Here is a 15,271-nt window from a genome sequence, read left to right on the forward strand (position 1 = left end):
GCCTAATGTTTGATCGTGTTATCCGCTTCGTTAGCCGGTTGTTAGGCTCGCTTTGCATAGAAAAGGAGGGTTGTACCGGCACGTCCGGCCTCCCCTCCCTTCCTTCCCTATCAACAGGTGTCCATGCGTTATTTTAATTTATCGAGCGCGGTTTGCGCAGGGGCTTCGTACTTCTTAACCGTGGCGGTCACGGATTGGTTCTTCTTGATGATGTCGTCCAGGATCGAGAACCACGGGTAGTCGGCAACGCCTTCTTCAAGCGAGATCCGGCCGGTATTGTTGATGTGCTGCAGCGCCATATCGATGTCCGCTTGGTTTTTGAAGAGCGCTTCCAGACCGTTTTGGCCGAGGTATTCTTCCGTGGAAGGCACGTCCTGCAGCTCTTCGTAGATTTGGTACACGATTTGCGGGTCTTTTACGCCCTTCGGAATGACCCAGCCGTTCTGGGCGGTGTTCGCGTAGGTGAACTTGCCGTCGCCGCTCGGACCTTGCGGGTTCGGCACGACGCCGACTTCGAACGGCAGGCCGCCGACGTTCCAATCGAAGTTCGAGGACATCGCGACGTCGCCGTCTTTGAACGTGGACGTTTCATCCCAGCTGTTTTTGTCGCCTTTTTTGACTTTCACGACGTTTTCTTTGTTGTACAGCCGGTTGATGAATTCCAGCGTTTCGATCATTTTCGGATCCGTGAAGCCGACGGTCAGGTCGTCGTTGACGAACAGCGCGCCGTTCGTTACGCCGAAGTCGCGAGCCGCGCCCGGCGCCCAATCGGAGAAGCCCCAGGTATCCGGCTTGCCGTCGTTATTCGTATCCGTCGTCGCCTGCTTCGCGACTTCGAGGAATTTATCCCAGTTCCATTGCCCGCCCGCATACAGGTCCTGCGGATCCGGCAGGCCGAGCTTCTTGAACAGATCGCGGTTGTAGAACATGCCTACGGTCGAGACGCCTTTGCCGCCGAAGAAGTACTCGTCCCCGAGGAGCTGCGGAAGCTTGATCGTGTGTTCTTGCTCGTTGTTGATATCGCTGGTGCCTTGGGTATACTCGCTCAGAGGAAGGATTAAGCCTTGTTTGATCGGGGCAAGCGCTCGCTTGAACTCAAGGATGGAGATGTCGGCCATCGGCGTTCCGGAGAGCGCGGCCGTCGTGAACTTATCCATGTATTTATCGAACGGGATGTTGTCGTATTTGATTTTGACGTTGTATTTCTTCTCGATTTCGTGCAGTTTATCGAGCGCTTTCTTGGAGTCGGCCGTATCGCCCTTCGGCATGCCGTCCCACCAGGCGGAGATATGGATTTCTCGCCCGCCGAGGTCGATCGGAGCGGGGGCGTCCTCGTTCGTCGCCGCCGCGTTGTTGCCGGAGGCGTCGTTGCCGGCCGAAGCATTGTTCGCTGCCGCGTCATTGCCGGCAGCCGTGCCCGTCGACGCGTCGTTGGCAGGCGGATTGTTCGCGGCGTTGCCGCCCGCGTTATTGCTCCCGCCTCCGCATGCCGTTAACGTAAGCATCGTCGTCGCAAGCAAAAATGTAAGTGCTTTCACTTTTTTCATTTGCAAAACAACCTCCCGCTTTTTAATGAGCAATATCCGTTTGCTCCGGCAAGGTCTACCGGTTTCCGAGATGGATGTTTAGTTCCCTCTTCTTCGTAACCGTTTTCATTCTATTGTTTTAGCGTACCCCCATCACCACCGGTTTGCGAAGTGTTTGATGACTTGCATGTCAATAATAGCATCGCGATCCAAAATCAGTCAATCAAATTTTTGCAAGATTCACAACATTTTGGCAACATTATTGTAGTTTTGTTTTTATTTTGTTATTTTATTAGGGGTATTCGATCGCCCGTGACCGCGCGCAAAAAAGAGCCCCTCCTCGCATCGCATTCGTTTGTAGCGCCTACAAACTGCGCTGAAAGGCGGAGACTCCGGGTCAAGCCATTTTGGATCCGATCGCGATCATCGATGTTTCTTAGCGCGAGTAGGTTGCGTATTCCTCTAGTTGCGGCAGGCAATGCGCGATGAAACGGAGAGACGGCGCAGCGTGGATGACGAGCCGCATATGCAGCCGTAAGTTAGCCCATTCGGGCCGGGAGAGGGAAACAACGGTTAGACGTAGGATTCGGTGATCCGATGCAGGCAAACGCACTCAAATCGACAGCGTTCACGGCAAATTTTTTAGCAAAAATTTAGGTTGTCTGCCGCGCGTTATTGCGCTTCTGCCTCCGCCGCCTCATGCTCTTCTTGCTCGGCTTCGCCGCTTAACGGGTAGGCGTAGTTCTCCCGCAGAATAACGTCCGCATAAATCAGTTTTTTCTCATGCGCGGTTCCCGGGTTTTGAATGCGCCATAACATCTGGTCCACGGCGCGCATCCCGAGCAGCTCCTTGTTCACGTTTACCGTCGCGAGAATCGGATGGGTATCGCAGGTGTTGTCGAAGCCGGTTACCGCGCAGCGGGCCGGCACTTCGATCCCCAGGTAGCCCAGCTGCTCAATGAGGAACTTCGCGTTGACGTCATGCGCGCATACGTAGACTTCCGGCAGGTCGACCGGCCGATATTGCTTGAACAAGAGATAGATATCCTGCGCTTCGGGGCCGATCAGCATAGGGTCCTGTTGCAGTTCGATCTGGCAGTTCTCCAGCGCCGAGCGGAACGCAAGCCATCGGTCGAAGTAGCTTTGGGCATCCTTGATGTTCCCGACGAATTGAAATTTGCGGTACCCTTTGCTGATCAGCGTCATCATCATCTGCTGCATGCTGTTAAAATTGTCGGTGAAGATCGTATCGCACGCAAAGACGGGATCGCTGTGATCGACCATGACGACGGGAATGTCCATTTGCTTGATCTTAAGCAGCATTTGCGTCGAGACGGTCCCGATCGTAATAATGCCCTGAATCGCCGCCGGATTCAGCAGCTTGAATACGTTATCGTCGGAAGGCTCCGTTATGGTGATGATGTCGAGCCCGCGCTGGCGAAGACGCGAGGACACGCCTTCGAATACCGGCCCCCAATAAATGTGTTCCTTGTTCTGGTACCGTAAGTTCGGAAACATGACCACGATCGTGCCGTCCCACTTGACCTCCTCGAATTCCTGCAGCTCGCCCGTGAAATGCTGCTGCTGCTCGTTGTTCTTGAAGTACCCCAACTGGCCGGCGACGCGCAAGATTTTTTCCCGCGTTTTGGCGCTCACGCCGCTCTTCCCGGACAAGGCGCGAGAAACGGCGAACTTGGATACACCCGCAAAATCGGCGATTTCTTGAATTCTCACTTTTCCTCTCATGATGTCCCATCCGTTTCTCTTTTTATTTTTCGTTTGGTCGTCGCAGCGTTTAGCTCGTTCAGCCTCCCGTTTTGCCTGCCGGCGAGATGGGCCGCAAAACGATATGATCCTCTTCCAGCCGCAGCACGACCTTGTCCGCGTCCTTGGCGCCTAGGGCTTCCAAGTAGCGCTCCGGCACTTGAATCCGGCCGGAACGATCCATGACGGCATATTCGATATGGGTATCGAGCTCCGTCTCTTCGCCCGGCGCGTCCTCCGCCTCGCGCTCCTCCGTACGTCGGATCATCTCCGACGACGTCCGGCCGTCCCGGATGAGCACGACCCGCTGCACCTGTTTGGCCAGATCCAGATCATGCGTCACGATGACGATGGTCAAGCCCATCTCGGCGTTCAATCTGCGGAGCAACGCCATGATTTGGTCCGAGGTCCGCGTATCCAGCGCGCCCGTCGGCTCGTCGGCGAGCAGCAGCTTCGGCCGGTTGGCCAGCGCGATCGCGACGGCCACGCGCTGCTGTTCGCCGCCCGAGAGCTGCTGAAGCTTGTGGCCGGTCCGCGAACCGAGTCCGACCGCTTCGAGCAGCTCGATCGCCCGGAGCCGTTTTTGCTTCCGGTCATGCAGCAGCATCGGAATTTCGACATTCTCGCGCGCGGTCAAGTAAGGGACGAGATTTCGCGCTTTATTTTGCCAAATAAACCCGACGGTTTCGCGTTTATAGACGTTCAGATCGTTGTCGGTCAGCTTCAGCATATCCTTGCCGGCGATCGTCAACCGGCCTGCCGAAGGGCGGTCCAAGCCGCCCAGCATGTTCAGCAGGGTTGATTTGCCGCTGCCCGAATTGCCGATGACCGCAACCATTTCGCCTTGGTTCACCCGCAAGTTCAATCCTTGCAGCGCAACGACCTCGACTTCGGCGGTTTTATAGATTTTAACTAGATTCTCGCATGTAATCAATAGCTAATCCTCCCCGAGCTTGACCGCTTGGTGAATATTCATCCGCTTCATCAGCCAGGTCAGAATGACGAGCCCGGCGGCAAGCATGAGACAGGTCGAGATGCCGAGCCGGAAGACGTCCGCATGATCGCTAATGACTTGGAAAGGCGGCACGATCCGGCCCGGATCGAAGGAAAGCTGGAACAACGGCACGTAAATTTGCCCTGCGGCGAATCCGGTCGCGATGCCGATGAAGAAGCCGGCTCCTGTCGTCAGCAGCTGCTCCAGGGTCATCATGCCGAGTAGCTGCTTGAAGGAAATCCCCATCGCGCGATAGATGCCGAATTGCAGCATGCGCCCCTGGAGCAAGAGCAGCCAGAAGAGCATGAAACCAAGGAAGCTGACGGCGAGCGAAATGATGAAGCCGAGCGTCATGACGCCGTTGATCGCCATCCGGAACGGATCCATGCGGCTCTCGGCAATGCTGCCGATCGTATCCTCGAATTTCTCGAGCTTGATCTGCCGCTTCTCCATCTCGCCTAGCAGCGCTTGCCTGTTCGCGCCGGGCTTCAGCTTCAGCCAAACGTCGTACGGCTCCATCCCGAGCTCGTTTTGGATCGTATCCAAGTGGCCGACGATCAGCATGGGATTCCGCGGCTTGCCGTCGCCTTCCTTCGGCCCGGCGACCGGATTCGGGTTGAAGGCCGGAAAATACGGCACGATGCCGTATACGACGAGGCGCGTCGGACGAATCCCTTCCCAGCCCACGTCCAGCGTATCGCCGACTTTGGCGCCGTAATAATCGGCTGCGGTCTTCGACAGCAGCACCGCATGCGTATCCGAAGCGATCACGTTCAGATAATCATAGAACGGGTACGGCGTCAGGCCGTCCTTCATCCACGCGGCATTGCCGAAGGCGTCCGTATCGATGCCCACCAGCTTGACCTTGCCGCTCTTCGTGCCCAGCCAGGCCTCCCCTTCTTCCTTCGTAAATACCTTTGCGGCCGTATCGACGCCCGGCAGCGATTCGATCAATTCGAACGGCGGCTCCATGTAATGGATGATGTCCGGCGGCGGCGCCGACTGCACCGGCTGCGTCGCCTGCGGAACCGGCGAGGCGGCCGGCGGCGCATCGTTCTCCCAGTGCTGGCGAAGCACGATGTCGCTGCCGCCGGCGTACCGGATTTGGTCTTCCATGTTCACGTTCAGCGTGCGTGCCGTATTCGCGTTATAGATGCCCGTGCCGACGGTCAGAATCAGAAACAGCATGAGCCCGTGATAGATGCGGTTCCGTCGAATGACCAGCAGCAGCGTCGTGTAATATTGCGGCGCCCACAGCCTGCGGCCCATCCGGTAAACGACCGCCACGAACAGCGGATACAGCCGAATCATCAGAAGGCCGAAGCCGAGAATGAACAGCGTCGGGATCGTATAGAGCAGCGGATCGGCGGACAGCGATTTACCGTCCAGCCCCAGCTTGACGAGATCCGTCATCCGCTGCCGGAACACGTAATGGCCGTACAACGCGATGGCGATCAGCACGAGGTCGACGGCGAAGAGCTGCCAAACGGGCCGTTTGCCGTCGCGCGCCTTCGCCCGCTTCTGGTCGACGATCGAGTGTTTCGTTGCGACGAAGACCGGAATCAGGTTGAGCACCCAGGCGGCGATTACCGCGCCAGCCGCGTATTTCCAGCTCTCGGCGTCCATATCCGCCTTCATCGATCCGCGGTCGACGAAGTTCAGGAACGTGCTCGTCGCTCCGAGCACGCGCGTAAAGGCGACGCCGAGCCAAGGACCGATGGCGAAGGCCGCCAAGGCGAGCAGCCCGAATTCGACCGCGTACATCAAGACGAGATGTTTCCGCGACGCGCCGCGGCTGCGAAGCACGGCGATCTCCGACTGCTGGCGTTCGACGAGCATGCTCGTCACCATGAAGAAGTAGAACGCGATCAGAATAAACAGCGGCACGTTCAGCGACCAGAGCAGCGCGCGCAGCGTCTTCTCCCGTTCGCCGTAAGCCGTCATCGCCTCGCTGCCCGGCACCGAAACGGAGGAACTGACCGAATAATTGTACGCCCCCATCATATCCGGCGCCAGGTTCGTCTTCAGCTGCAGCGCGTAAGCGGCCGTATCGAGATCGAATCGCGAATAATCGCCGATCGCCGTCCCGCCGAGCTTGCCGATGATGATCGGACGCTTCGCGATGAAATCCCGTTCGAACAACCGCTCCGGCAGGAAAAGCGTGTTCTGGTCGTTCTTCAAATCCTGCATGCCCCAGAACGGATCGTTCAGATCCTTCTCAGCGATGACGGCGACCGGCTTGACGCGGATCGCTTGATCCTTCACCTTCGGATCCTTGATGTCGTATTCCTGTCCGAGCAGCATGCCGAGCTGTCCGAGCGCGCTGTCCGTGACCATGACCTCGTAGACGCCGTTCGCCTTCGCCGCCGAAGGCAGTTTGCCGTCGATCAGCCGGACATGGGCTTCGATGCCGGAGCGCATGGCCAGCTTGGCGCTGCGCTTCACGTTCGGATCGACGCGCGTCGGATCGGCCGGCGCAAGCCCGAACCGGACCGTCTCGACCAGCTTCTGATCCTGCGTCACGTGGAGCAGCGGATTCCCGGCAATATGCGAGGACCAATAAGCGTCGAACCGCTTCAACACGCTCGCCTGCACCTTCGCGTTGTCCGTTTGCATGGTGAACTGCGCGGCGACCATGCCCGGATGCTCCCCGGTCTGTTCGTAGCTCCGCTCCAAGTCCAGTACGAGCATATGATGCAGCACGGCGTTCTTGTAGATCGGCATGCTCGACGTCAGCGCGATGCATAAGAGCATGCCGCCGAACAAGCAGATGACGAGCCAATAGTTTCGGGCCATCTTTCGCAGCAGCATGATGAGAACGGATAACATTCCCTCGATTCCCCCCGGTGGCTTAAGGAAGAATGATCTTCATTCCTTCCTGAACGCCTTTCACGATCTCGTATTCCGTCGCGGTCGCGAGACCGGTCTCGATATCGATCTCCTTGCGCCGCTCGCCTTCCAGCACCTGCACGAACGTACGGCCGAAATACGCGCGGATCGCGCTCTTCGGAAGCACGATGACATTATCGCGGCGGGCCGCGACGATCGTCGCCTCCGCATGCGCGCCGAACGCGGCGCCTTCGGGCAGCTTATCGAGCTCGATGTACACGGTCTTGCCGTATTCGTCGCGCAGCCGTTCATCCGCGGTTTCCGGAGCGGAGGCCGGCGTCTGCGTCACCTTGCCCTTGTACGTTTTGTCCTTATACGTGACGTCCGCTTCCATGCCGAGCTTAATATCGGCAAGCGCCGGATTGGCGGTTACTTCGAGGGCCAATCGCATGCCGTCCGGCTGAGCGACCGCCGCCAGCACGCGCCCCGCGTCGAAATGATCGCCGGGCTGCAAATCGGTCGAATAGGAGACGACGCCGTCCGTTTTGGCGCGAATGACGCTGCCGTCGGCCTTCTTCTTCGCCTTGTCGTACAGCAGCTCGGCAAGCTCGAAATCCAGCTTGGCGATATGCGCGCTTTCCGCGTCTCCGTCTCGAGTCGCGTCGCTCAGCGCCTGCTTCTTGCGTTCGTATTCGATTTGGCGCTCCAGCAGTTCGATGTCGGACCCGTTATTCTCCAGGGTGACGAGCACGTCGCCTATCTTCACGGCGCTGCCGGCCCTGACGTCCACCGACTGGATGACGCCCGCGTCCTGCGGTTGATAGTACGCGATCTTCGTCGGCACGAAGGCCGCGGAGCCCGAAACCTGCTTCACGATGCTGCCGCTCTTGGCGTCGATCGTCCGAATCTCGGCCTGCGCCGGCTTGACGAGCGGAGGCTTTAACGGCGCCTGCTCGTTCGGCAGCAAGCTGCAGCCGGCCGGCGCGGCACTCGCGATGAGCAGCGCGCCGAGCGCCAGCGCCCGGGCTTTAGACACGCTTGATGGTATCCGAACCAATTCGTCCATCCTCCAGTGCATGAACCTGATCGACGAGATTCATGATGTGCGGGTCGTGGGTTGTGAGCACGACGCTTACGCCTAGGGTGCCGACCAGTTCACGGAATACTTCGATGATTTGTTTGCCCATGCGGGAATCCAATTCGGCCGTCGGTTCGTCCGCCAAGATCAGCTTCGGCTTGTGGGCGATGGCCCGGGCGATCGCGGTGCGCTGCTGCTCGCCGCCGGAGAGCTCCTGCGGGCGATGGTGCATGCGCTGCGCCAGTCCGACGAAGGAGAGCGCTTCATCGGCCAGCCGTTTGCGGTCGGAAGCCGGCGCGCCGGCAATCCGGAGTCCCAGCTCGACGTTCTCGAACGCGCTCAAGTACGGCACCAACGCGAACGATTGAAAAATCAGCCCGATTTCTTTTTTTCTCATCTCGTTTTTTTGCTGTTCGCTCATTCGGCTTCCGTCTCTGCCGCCATAGAAGACCGCCCCTTCGCTCGGAGCGTCCAGCGCGCCCATAATATTCAGCAAAGTCGTCTTGCCCGAGCCGGACCGGCCCTTCAACGCGATCAAGGAACCCGCGCCGACGCTGAGCGTGGCGCCTCTTAATGCATAAACCCGCGTTTCCCCTCTTCCGAATACGCGCGTCACGTTGCGGACATCCAGTATCGGAGCCCGCGAAGCCTCTGATTCACGCAAAATCAATCCCCCCTTTGACAATCGGCATCGCTTCGGTAAACGCTTTCATTTCCATAACTCTACTATAGCAAACGGTTATTAAATAGTACATTGCCTGTTATGCGATTTTCCGTTATTTGTTATGAATATTTTTAGGATCGTGCTAATATTCCGCCGAACTCTTATGCATAAGGAAACGCTTTTCCTCCTTGCCCATGCAAAAAGCCCAGGATCTTCATCCTGGGCTTTTTGCATGAGCGATTGAAACTCTTTATGCGGGTCCCTAAAGGTTTTCCGGTCCCGTCCGAATTTGGTTTGCTATCTCGTCCATTCGGTTGCGAACCATTTCGAATCCGACGTCGCCCGCGCCTTAGCGGCCGCGGCCAGTCATCGAATCGGTTAGAGCGGTTTATCCATAAAGGTCACAACTTCAGCGTCCATTCTGGTATTCCCTTCCGCATCCATCGAACCCCAGCGAATCGTTAAGTCGCCATGGCCCCAATCGACGTAGCCGAGCTTTTCGTAAAGCCGTTTCGCATCCGGATTGTCGCTGCTGCCGACTTCCAAGCCGATACGGGTACAACCATGCTCTTTTGCCAACCGCTCCGCTTCGCCTATGATTGCCGTTGCGACCCCTTTGCGCCGGTATTCATCAATCGTCAATCCGCCTTCAAGAAAGGCGCTGTTCGTCACATCGATCCGAGCGGATACTGCTTCATCCTGAGGCCCGCTCCATCGAACGAGGAAACCGCCGACCGGAGCTTCGAGATGCCAAGCAATCAGATATACGCCTTCGCCGTTGCTCTGGACCTCGTATCTTCGATGTTGGGGGCGGGAATAGTCCCCGGGCGAGAAGATGCGATGCACGCAATCGATTTGAACCGCTTCAGCAGGTTTTACGACAAACTCAAACGGCTTTTCCGGATCATCCATATGCTGTTCCTCCGCAGATCATGAAAGAATGGTAGTTGAAGTGCGCATGTGTTAATCGTCCGTTAGTCAAACAAAGGCCCCCGAACCATCTTGGTCGGCCGCCTTCGTCAGCGGAATCCCGTCCGGGTCGCCATGCGATTTTCAACGTCGCTTATTTCTTTCCGAGTTGTTCCGCCAAACCGATTAGAAGCCCTTCGTGTCCGCGAATGTAGCAGAGCCGATACGAATTTTCGTATTGAACCACTTCGCCAACGAGCTGAGCGCCATGCTTCATGAGCCTGGCTACCAATTCGTCAATGTCTTCGACGGCGAACATGACGCGTAGATACCCAAGGGCATTTACGGGAGCAGTCCGGTGATCCGATACGGGAGGCGGAGTGAGAAATCGCGAAAGTTCAAGGCGGCTGTGGCCATCCGGGGTAACCATCATCGCAATCTCGACATGCTGCGAACCCAGCCCGGTTACGCGGCCAGCCCATTCGCCTTCGACGGTAGCCCGCCCTTCGAGCTTCAAGCCGATCTCCTCGAAGAAAGAGATTGCGCCGTCAAGGGATTCTACCACGATGCCGACATTGTCCATTCGTAGTAATTTGTTATTGTCCATAAATTCTCTCTCCTTATGGGTGCGAATGTACTGCCTAATCACCTTCCTATTTATTTTATCAGAGATTTCTAATTTCTTCCTAACAATTAACATCTAGTCACAATTAAAGCTTGTGCCGGGCGGGCTTAAGCCGCTTCCCGCATCTTCTTTCTCCATAGACTAATCCTGTACTTTATTCCTTATAAGAGAAGGAGCCCCATATGAAAATTCCCGTTACTGGGTTTGTACTGGATTCTGGAGACGATGATCGTCAGCACTCGCACAAACTTTATATAACTTCCTTCAATGGAAGCCCGGTTCATGTTCATTCCATTTCCGGTATAACATCCATGAATGACGGACACGCTCACCAGTATGCGAGCTGGACTGCCCCTGCCCCCACCGGTGTACCTCATGTCCACGGCTATAATACCGTTTCTTCCATGAGTCAAGGTCATGCGCATCGCATTCAGGGAACCACGGGTCCCGCCATCGCGCTTCCAGGCGGCGGACATTACCACTTATTTGAAGGGTTTACGACAATCGACGGCAGTAACCCGCATTCGCATGCCTATAGCGGGCGATCAAGCAATGAAGTCGGCAGTCGATCAACTAGGCATACGCCTTATTCTTCATTTTAATACGAATTGTAACGATCCCGCCCATTGGCGTAACGAAATAATGGAGCAGCTGCCGCCGGCGAACTGCTCCAAGATGCGTTTGAACGATCGTGTCCCGTTAGCTCCGCAGCGATGTAACGATCAGGGTGAAAACAGTTTCCACTGCCCTTCGGAAACCACTTCGACTGCTCCGTCGATCACTTTGATGGCGGTCTGATCATCCATCGCATACGCCGGCCCCCGCATCCCGGCGGCCCATCTCTCCGCGGCAGCCATGGTGTTGCCCGGCAGCATTTCGTGTTCCAGATGCGGAAAGATCGCGAAATCGACCAGCTTCAGCGCTTCGTCGCCACCGCCCGGCGGCGTCCAGCCCACGAAGTACTCCCCGATATTCGGTGCCATCACCATACTCCCGGCGCTCAGCCCCACATAGACGGCGCGCAGCGACGGCAAGAGATCGGCCAATCCGGACTGCCGCATCCAGTGGCACAGGTAAAGGGCGTCGCCGCCCGACACCAGCAGGACGTCCGTCTTCCGGACCAGCGGAACCCAGCGCTCCTTGTCGATGCTTGGCAGCGCTGTGAGCTCCAGCACGCCGACGGACTTCCAGCCCAGGTCGACCAGACGATCCTCGGAATTCCCGCTGATGAACTGCCAGGTTTTGACGCCGGGGCCGACCCAGGGGTGCCCGTACATCGCGGTGGGGATGCACAGGGCGTTGGATTCGGCGATCGGCTTGCCCAGCATGTCAACCAGCGCGTCGCGTATGCTTGTGTTAATGATGCCTCCCGATGTGAGCAATAACTTCATGCCTTTCACTCCTTAACGTTATATGCGTCTGTCGTCCTTTAGACGTTTCAAAGCAGGGTGCGGTTGTCTATCGGGACAGCTTCGGCTTCCTGCATGGTCTGTGTTCGATATCAGGTTTGCACGATCCTGCCCGCCGGCTCTTCTTTGGTCTGAAACTAATAAAGGAATTTTCCGGATCATACCGAACGTGCAATAAAGGGAGGCGATACCAAGGGCTACAGATGCATTTAAAAGATTGAAAGCGTCGTCCTGGCAAGACGCTAAGTTCATGGCATTTATTGCGCATTTCCATGAGCTTGAAAAGATTACATACGCCTTTGAATTCAGAACCGTAGATGCGCTTCATGTTTTCTTTCTTACCGACAATTCGCTGGATGAGGTCACTTCTTACGAAGGAGATCGGCTCTCGGTCAGCTTGGATTCCATTTCATTCAGGGACATCAAAAAAAACAACATCACGTTCAGTGCGTTCAACATTGATCCTGACGAAGACGTGGAATTTAGTAGGCTTCCTTTCGTCGCAACCATCTCGACCACTGCAAGAGAATTCACATTGGACTTCTCCGATGAAAGGAACCGCTACAAACTTAAGGACGTAAGAGATCTGCTCTTCAAGCTTAAGACATTGATTTAGCCGCTCTCCGGAGCGGTTTTCTTTATCCGAATCCGTAACCGGTCTCTACTGCGACTCCGTATCTTCAGCGATCCGATTGAATCGTCACATATACGAAAACCTTCTTAGTCGGACTGTAATCTTGGGCCGTATGTCCTTTCACGCTCCACGATGCGGTGTACCCTTCCGGTATATCGGCCGCGCTATGCTCGGTACCATCCGGTAGTTTCACTGGAGCGGGATAAAAACGGCGCGTTGTTGTTCCATCTTCCCTCCTATCTTTGATTTTCTACCTTAATCTACCATATTACGGAAAGCTTTGAACCCGCTTATGGCACTAATTACATATCCCGATAATGAAGAATACGAAAAGGCAGCCGATCTATCCGGATCGACTGCCACCTTTTTCGTTTACCGCGTCATTCGTTCGAATAGGCGTCATGACCGGGGCCGGCTCCCCGCCATAACGATTTGAGCGGTACCATGGATTCTTCGGGCACGTAATACTTGAAGCAGTTGCTGCTGATATCGCCAAGGAGCTGGCGCCGGATCGGCGAAGCGCCTTCGAGCAATCGATCCGAAGCCCGGTGATAATCGATCGGCCGCATCCATATCGGGCTGTAGCCGATAAACAACTGCCGCCGCGTAAAGCCGGATCGGTTCGGGGCGCCGGCATGCCAGAGGTTTTGCGGGAAGATAAACGCATCGCCCGGTTTGCCGCATATTTGGATTTCCCCTTGGACCGGCACATCCACGTCCGTTTGCACCGGCGAGAAGTCGGCCTTCAGGTGGCTGCCGGGTATGATTTTCGTATTGCCGCGATCGGGTTCCGACATGTCGCTCAAGATGTAGCCTACTTTCACGTAATAGATCGAGGTCAGCCCGTGAACGCGCGGAAATTGCGGATGCGGTCCATCCTGATGCCAATTGATGAAGCTCTGGGAATCCGTCTTGATATCGTCCGGATTTGGCTTGCGCATCGTTAAGTGCGAGATGTGCAGCTGAATATTGAACCCGAGTATATGGACCATGAGCGGCAGCAATGCCGGTTCATCGATCAGTCCGGCGATTTCCGGATGCCGCTCGACGCTGTTGTACCAATTATAGGACAGCGACTCGGCTTCGCCGGCCAGCAGTTCATCGACGGCCAGATTAAGCCGCGCGACCCGTTCTTCCGGCAGCGCGTTTCGCAGAATCAAGTAACCGTCCCGGTGGAATTGCCGGACCAACTCCGCGATATCGGGCTGTTGGGTTGTCATGGCGACCCCTTCCTCCTTCTTATTTGCCGTACCCGAGCTCCTCCAGCTGCTGGGTCGATGCATCCATGTACGTTTTGAAGTTCATGCTCGATTCAAGCGTCCGAAGGAAGGCGTCGTATCCGGTGAGCGGGCTTTTGCCGTAGATGAATTTCACGAATTCTTCTTCGATGAAACGGCCGGCGTCCGCCGGATTGTATCCATCGGGATTGGTCAGGAAGCCGTTCAGAATCTGAATTCTCGGCTGGCTGTTGGCGAATTCGATGTACTTCGTTTGCGGCGCGAATTTCGTCTGCAGGTAGGTCATTTCCGGCCGGCCGGTAAACTGGTACAGCCATGTGAAGCCCGCTTCCTTGCCCATCAGCTCGGTTGGCACGACTTTATCGCCATCCAGGTTGTAGTGCGTTCCGCTGATGCCGAACTGCACGAGCATCGAGCCGTCCTGGCCGGAAACGTAGTTCAGCAGATCGAATACTTTCTGAAGCTTATTCTTGTCGTTTTCCAGCGCTTTCGGAATCGCGTAAATGCCGGAGGTGCCGCCGATGTCGAACGGACCGTCGTATTGTCCGCCCGGACCTTTCGGAGGCGCGAGCTGGATCCAATCCGCGTTTGGATTCACTTTCTTGATTTGCTCGGTAAATTGATCCTTGCTGAGGTTCGGCCAATCGATCCAGACGATTCCGGCTTGCCCCTTGATCGCCTTCTCCTGATGCTGAAGGCCGGTATTGGCCATGATTTCCGGGTCGACGGCCCCGGTGTCGATCAGCTTCTTGATATAGCCGAGCGCGTCTTTCATCGCCGGGTCGTACAAGGAATTGGTCAGCTTCCCGTCCTTGACGTAGAACGTGTTTGGGTCTCCGACGCCGAATGCGCCGAAGATCGGGGCGAACGCGGAGAGCTTGCTGCCGGTCAGCCCAAGCGTGTCCTTCTTGCCGTTGCCGTCGGGGTCTTGATCGGCGAACGCCTTCACCACGTTCAGAAATTCGTCGGTCGTCGCAGGGGGCTGGAGGCCGAGCTTATCGAGCCAATCCTTGCGGATCCAATAGGTATTGTACGGGATGTTGGGCGCTTTCGGAATGGCGTAGACCTTGCCGTCCATCGTCGTCTTCTTCAGGCTATCGTCGCCGATAAACCCTTTGACCGGCTGCAGCTTATCCATGTAGGGGGTCAAATCGAGCAACAGCCCCTGCTCCACGAATTGCTTCAGCGAAGCGCGGTCCGGCACCTGGAACAGATCGGGAAAATTACCGGATGCCAGCCGCACGTTCAACTGGTTTTTGTAATCATCCCCGGACGCGTAGACGGTTAAGTTCAAATCCGATTGAATCGCTTTGTCAATGGCTTGTTTAATAAAATCCTTATCCGGGGTCGGCAAGTTATTGCCGGTTTCGATGATGTCGAGTTTGACCGCGCCGGCCGGTTCGGCGGCTTTCACGGTGTTGCCTTCCGGCGCGCCGGAAGACTCCTGATTGGAGGAATTGCCGGACGAACAGCCCGCAAGCACGAGGCACGACAGGATACTGACGGTAAGGATACCGGAAGACATTCGCTTCATGAGTGAGGTTCCCCTTTCTAGTAGGGCCGGGCGATGAAGCGGCGGGACGGGCGGATCGAGTGGCGGG

13 protein-coding genes are annotated in these 15,271 nt (G+C 56.4%); 2 read left to right on the top strand and 11 right to left on the bottom strand.

Annotated features, from left to right (window positions below; translation table 11 throughout):
* Positions 1-128: 128 nt before the first annotated feature.
* From BMZ79_RS20455 to BMZ79_RS20490, 8 genes are all read right to left on the bottom strand, one after another.
* A complete protein-coding gene (locus tag BMZ79_RS20455) occupies positions 129-1,547 on the bottom strand; it encodes an ABC transporter substrate-binding protein (protein WP_090643103.1) in 1,419 nt (472 codons plus the stop codon).
* A 651-nt stretch (positions 1,548-2,198) separates the two neighbouring features.
* Entirely contained in the window at positions 2,199-3,272 is a 1,074-nt protein-coding gene (locus BMZ79_RS20460; RefSeq protein WP_090643106.1) for a LacI family DNA-binding transcriptional regulator, read from the bottom strand.
* A 58-nt stretch (positions 3,273-3,330) separates the two neighbouring features.
* Positions 3,331-4,224, bottom strand: a complete 894-nt coding sequence (locus tag BMZ79_RS20465; RefSeq protein ID WP_090643109.1) for an ATP-binding cassette domain-containing protein — start codon at positions 4,222-4,224, stop codon at positions 3,331-3,333.
* 3 nt (positions 4,225-4,227) lie between these two features.
* On the bottom strand, positions 4,228-7,095 hold the full coding sequence (locus BMZ79_RS20470) for an ABC transporter permease (RefSeq protein WP_256252916.1): 2,868 nt from the start codon (positions 7,093-7,095) through the stop codon (positions 4,228-4,230).
* Between the two features lie 40 nt (positions 7,096-7,135).
* Positions 7,136-8,149 (bottom strand): efflux RND transporter periplasmic adaptor subunit, encoded by a 1,014-nt coding sequence (locus BMZ79_RS20475; protein WP_177222239.1) that lies wholly within the window; start codon positions 8,147-8,149, stop codon positions 7,136-7,138.
* Positions 8,142-8,807, bottom strand: coding sequence for an ABC transporter ATP-binding protein (locus tag BMZ79_RS20480; protein ID WP_371263755.1), 666 nt, complete (start codon positions 8,805-8,807; stop codon positions 8,142-8,144). The genes BMZ79_RS20475 and BMZ79_RS20480 overlap by 8 nt, the downstream gene beginning before the upstream one ends.
* A 426-nt stretch (positions 8,808-9,233) precedes the next feature.
* Positions 9,234-9,767: a GNAT family N-acetyltransferase gene (locus tag BMZ79_RS20485; protein ID WP_090643119.1), complete on the bottom strand. Its 534-nt coding sequence runs from the start codon at positions 9,765-9,767 to the stop codon at positions 9,234-9,236.
* A 151-nt stretch (positions 9,768-9,918) separates the two neighbouring features.
* Positions 9,919-10,371, bottom strand: coding sequence for a VOC family protein (locus BMZ79_RS20490; protein ID WP_090643121.1), 453 nt, complete (start codon positions 10,369-10,371; stop codon positions 9,919-9,921).
* Positions 10,372-10,571: 200 nt separating this feature from the next.
* Between BMZ79_RS20490 and BMZ79_RS20495 the strand changes: the two genes are divergently transcribed.
* Positions 10,572-10,991 (top strand): YmaF family protein, encoded by a 420-nt coding sequence (locus tag BMZ79_RS20495; protein ID WP_090643124.1) that lies wholly within the window; start codon positions 10,572-10,574, stop codon positions 10,989-10,991.
* A gap of 120 nt (positions 10,992-11,111) precedes the next feature.
* Here BMZ79_RS20495 and BMZ79_RS20500 read toward each other — a convergent pair whose 3' ends face one another.
* A complete protein-coding gene (locus BMZ79_RS20500; RefSeq protein ID WP_090643126.1) occupies positions 11,112-11,780 on the bottom strand; it encodes a Type 1 glutamine amidotransferase-like domain-containing protein in 669 nt (222 codons plus the stop codon).
* Positions 11,781-12,048: 268 nt separating this feature from the next.
* On the opposite strand from BMZ79_RS20500, the gene BMZ79_RS20505 reads away from it, so the two are divergent.
* Positions 12,049-12,414, top strand: a complete 366-nt coding sequence (locus BMZ79_RS20505; protein ID WP_143089008.1) for a hypothetical protein — start codon at positions 12,049-12,051, stop codon at positions 12,412-12,414.
* Between the two features lie 398 nt (positions 12,415-12,812).
* Here the strand turns inward: BMZ79_RS20505 and BMZ79_RS20510 are convergent, their stop codons facing one another.
* Both BMZ79_RS20510 and BMZ79_RS20515 read right to left on the bottom strand, forming a co-directional pair.
* Positions 12,813-13,652, bottom strand: a complete 840-nt coding sequence (locus BMZ79_RS20510; protein ID WP_090643131.1) for a phytanoyl-CoA dioxygenase family protein — start codon at positions 13,650-13,652, stop codon at positions 12,813-12,815.
* Positions 13,653-13,671: 19 nt separating this feature from the next.
* Positions 13,672-15,204: an extracellular solute-binding protein gene (locus tag BMZ79_RS20515; RefSeq protein WP_090643134.1), complete on the bottom strand. Its 1,533-nt coding sequence runs from the start codon at positions 15,202-15,204 to the stop codon at positions 13,672-13,674.
* Between the last annotated feature and the right edge of the window lie 67 nt (positions 15,205-15,271).

It is taken from the genome of Paenibacillus sp. UNC496MF (assembly GCF_900113915.1).
GTDB classification, from domain to species: Bacteria; Bacillota; Bacilli; order Paenibacillales; family Paenibacillaceae; genus Paenibacillus_Z; species Paenibacillus_Z artemisiicola.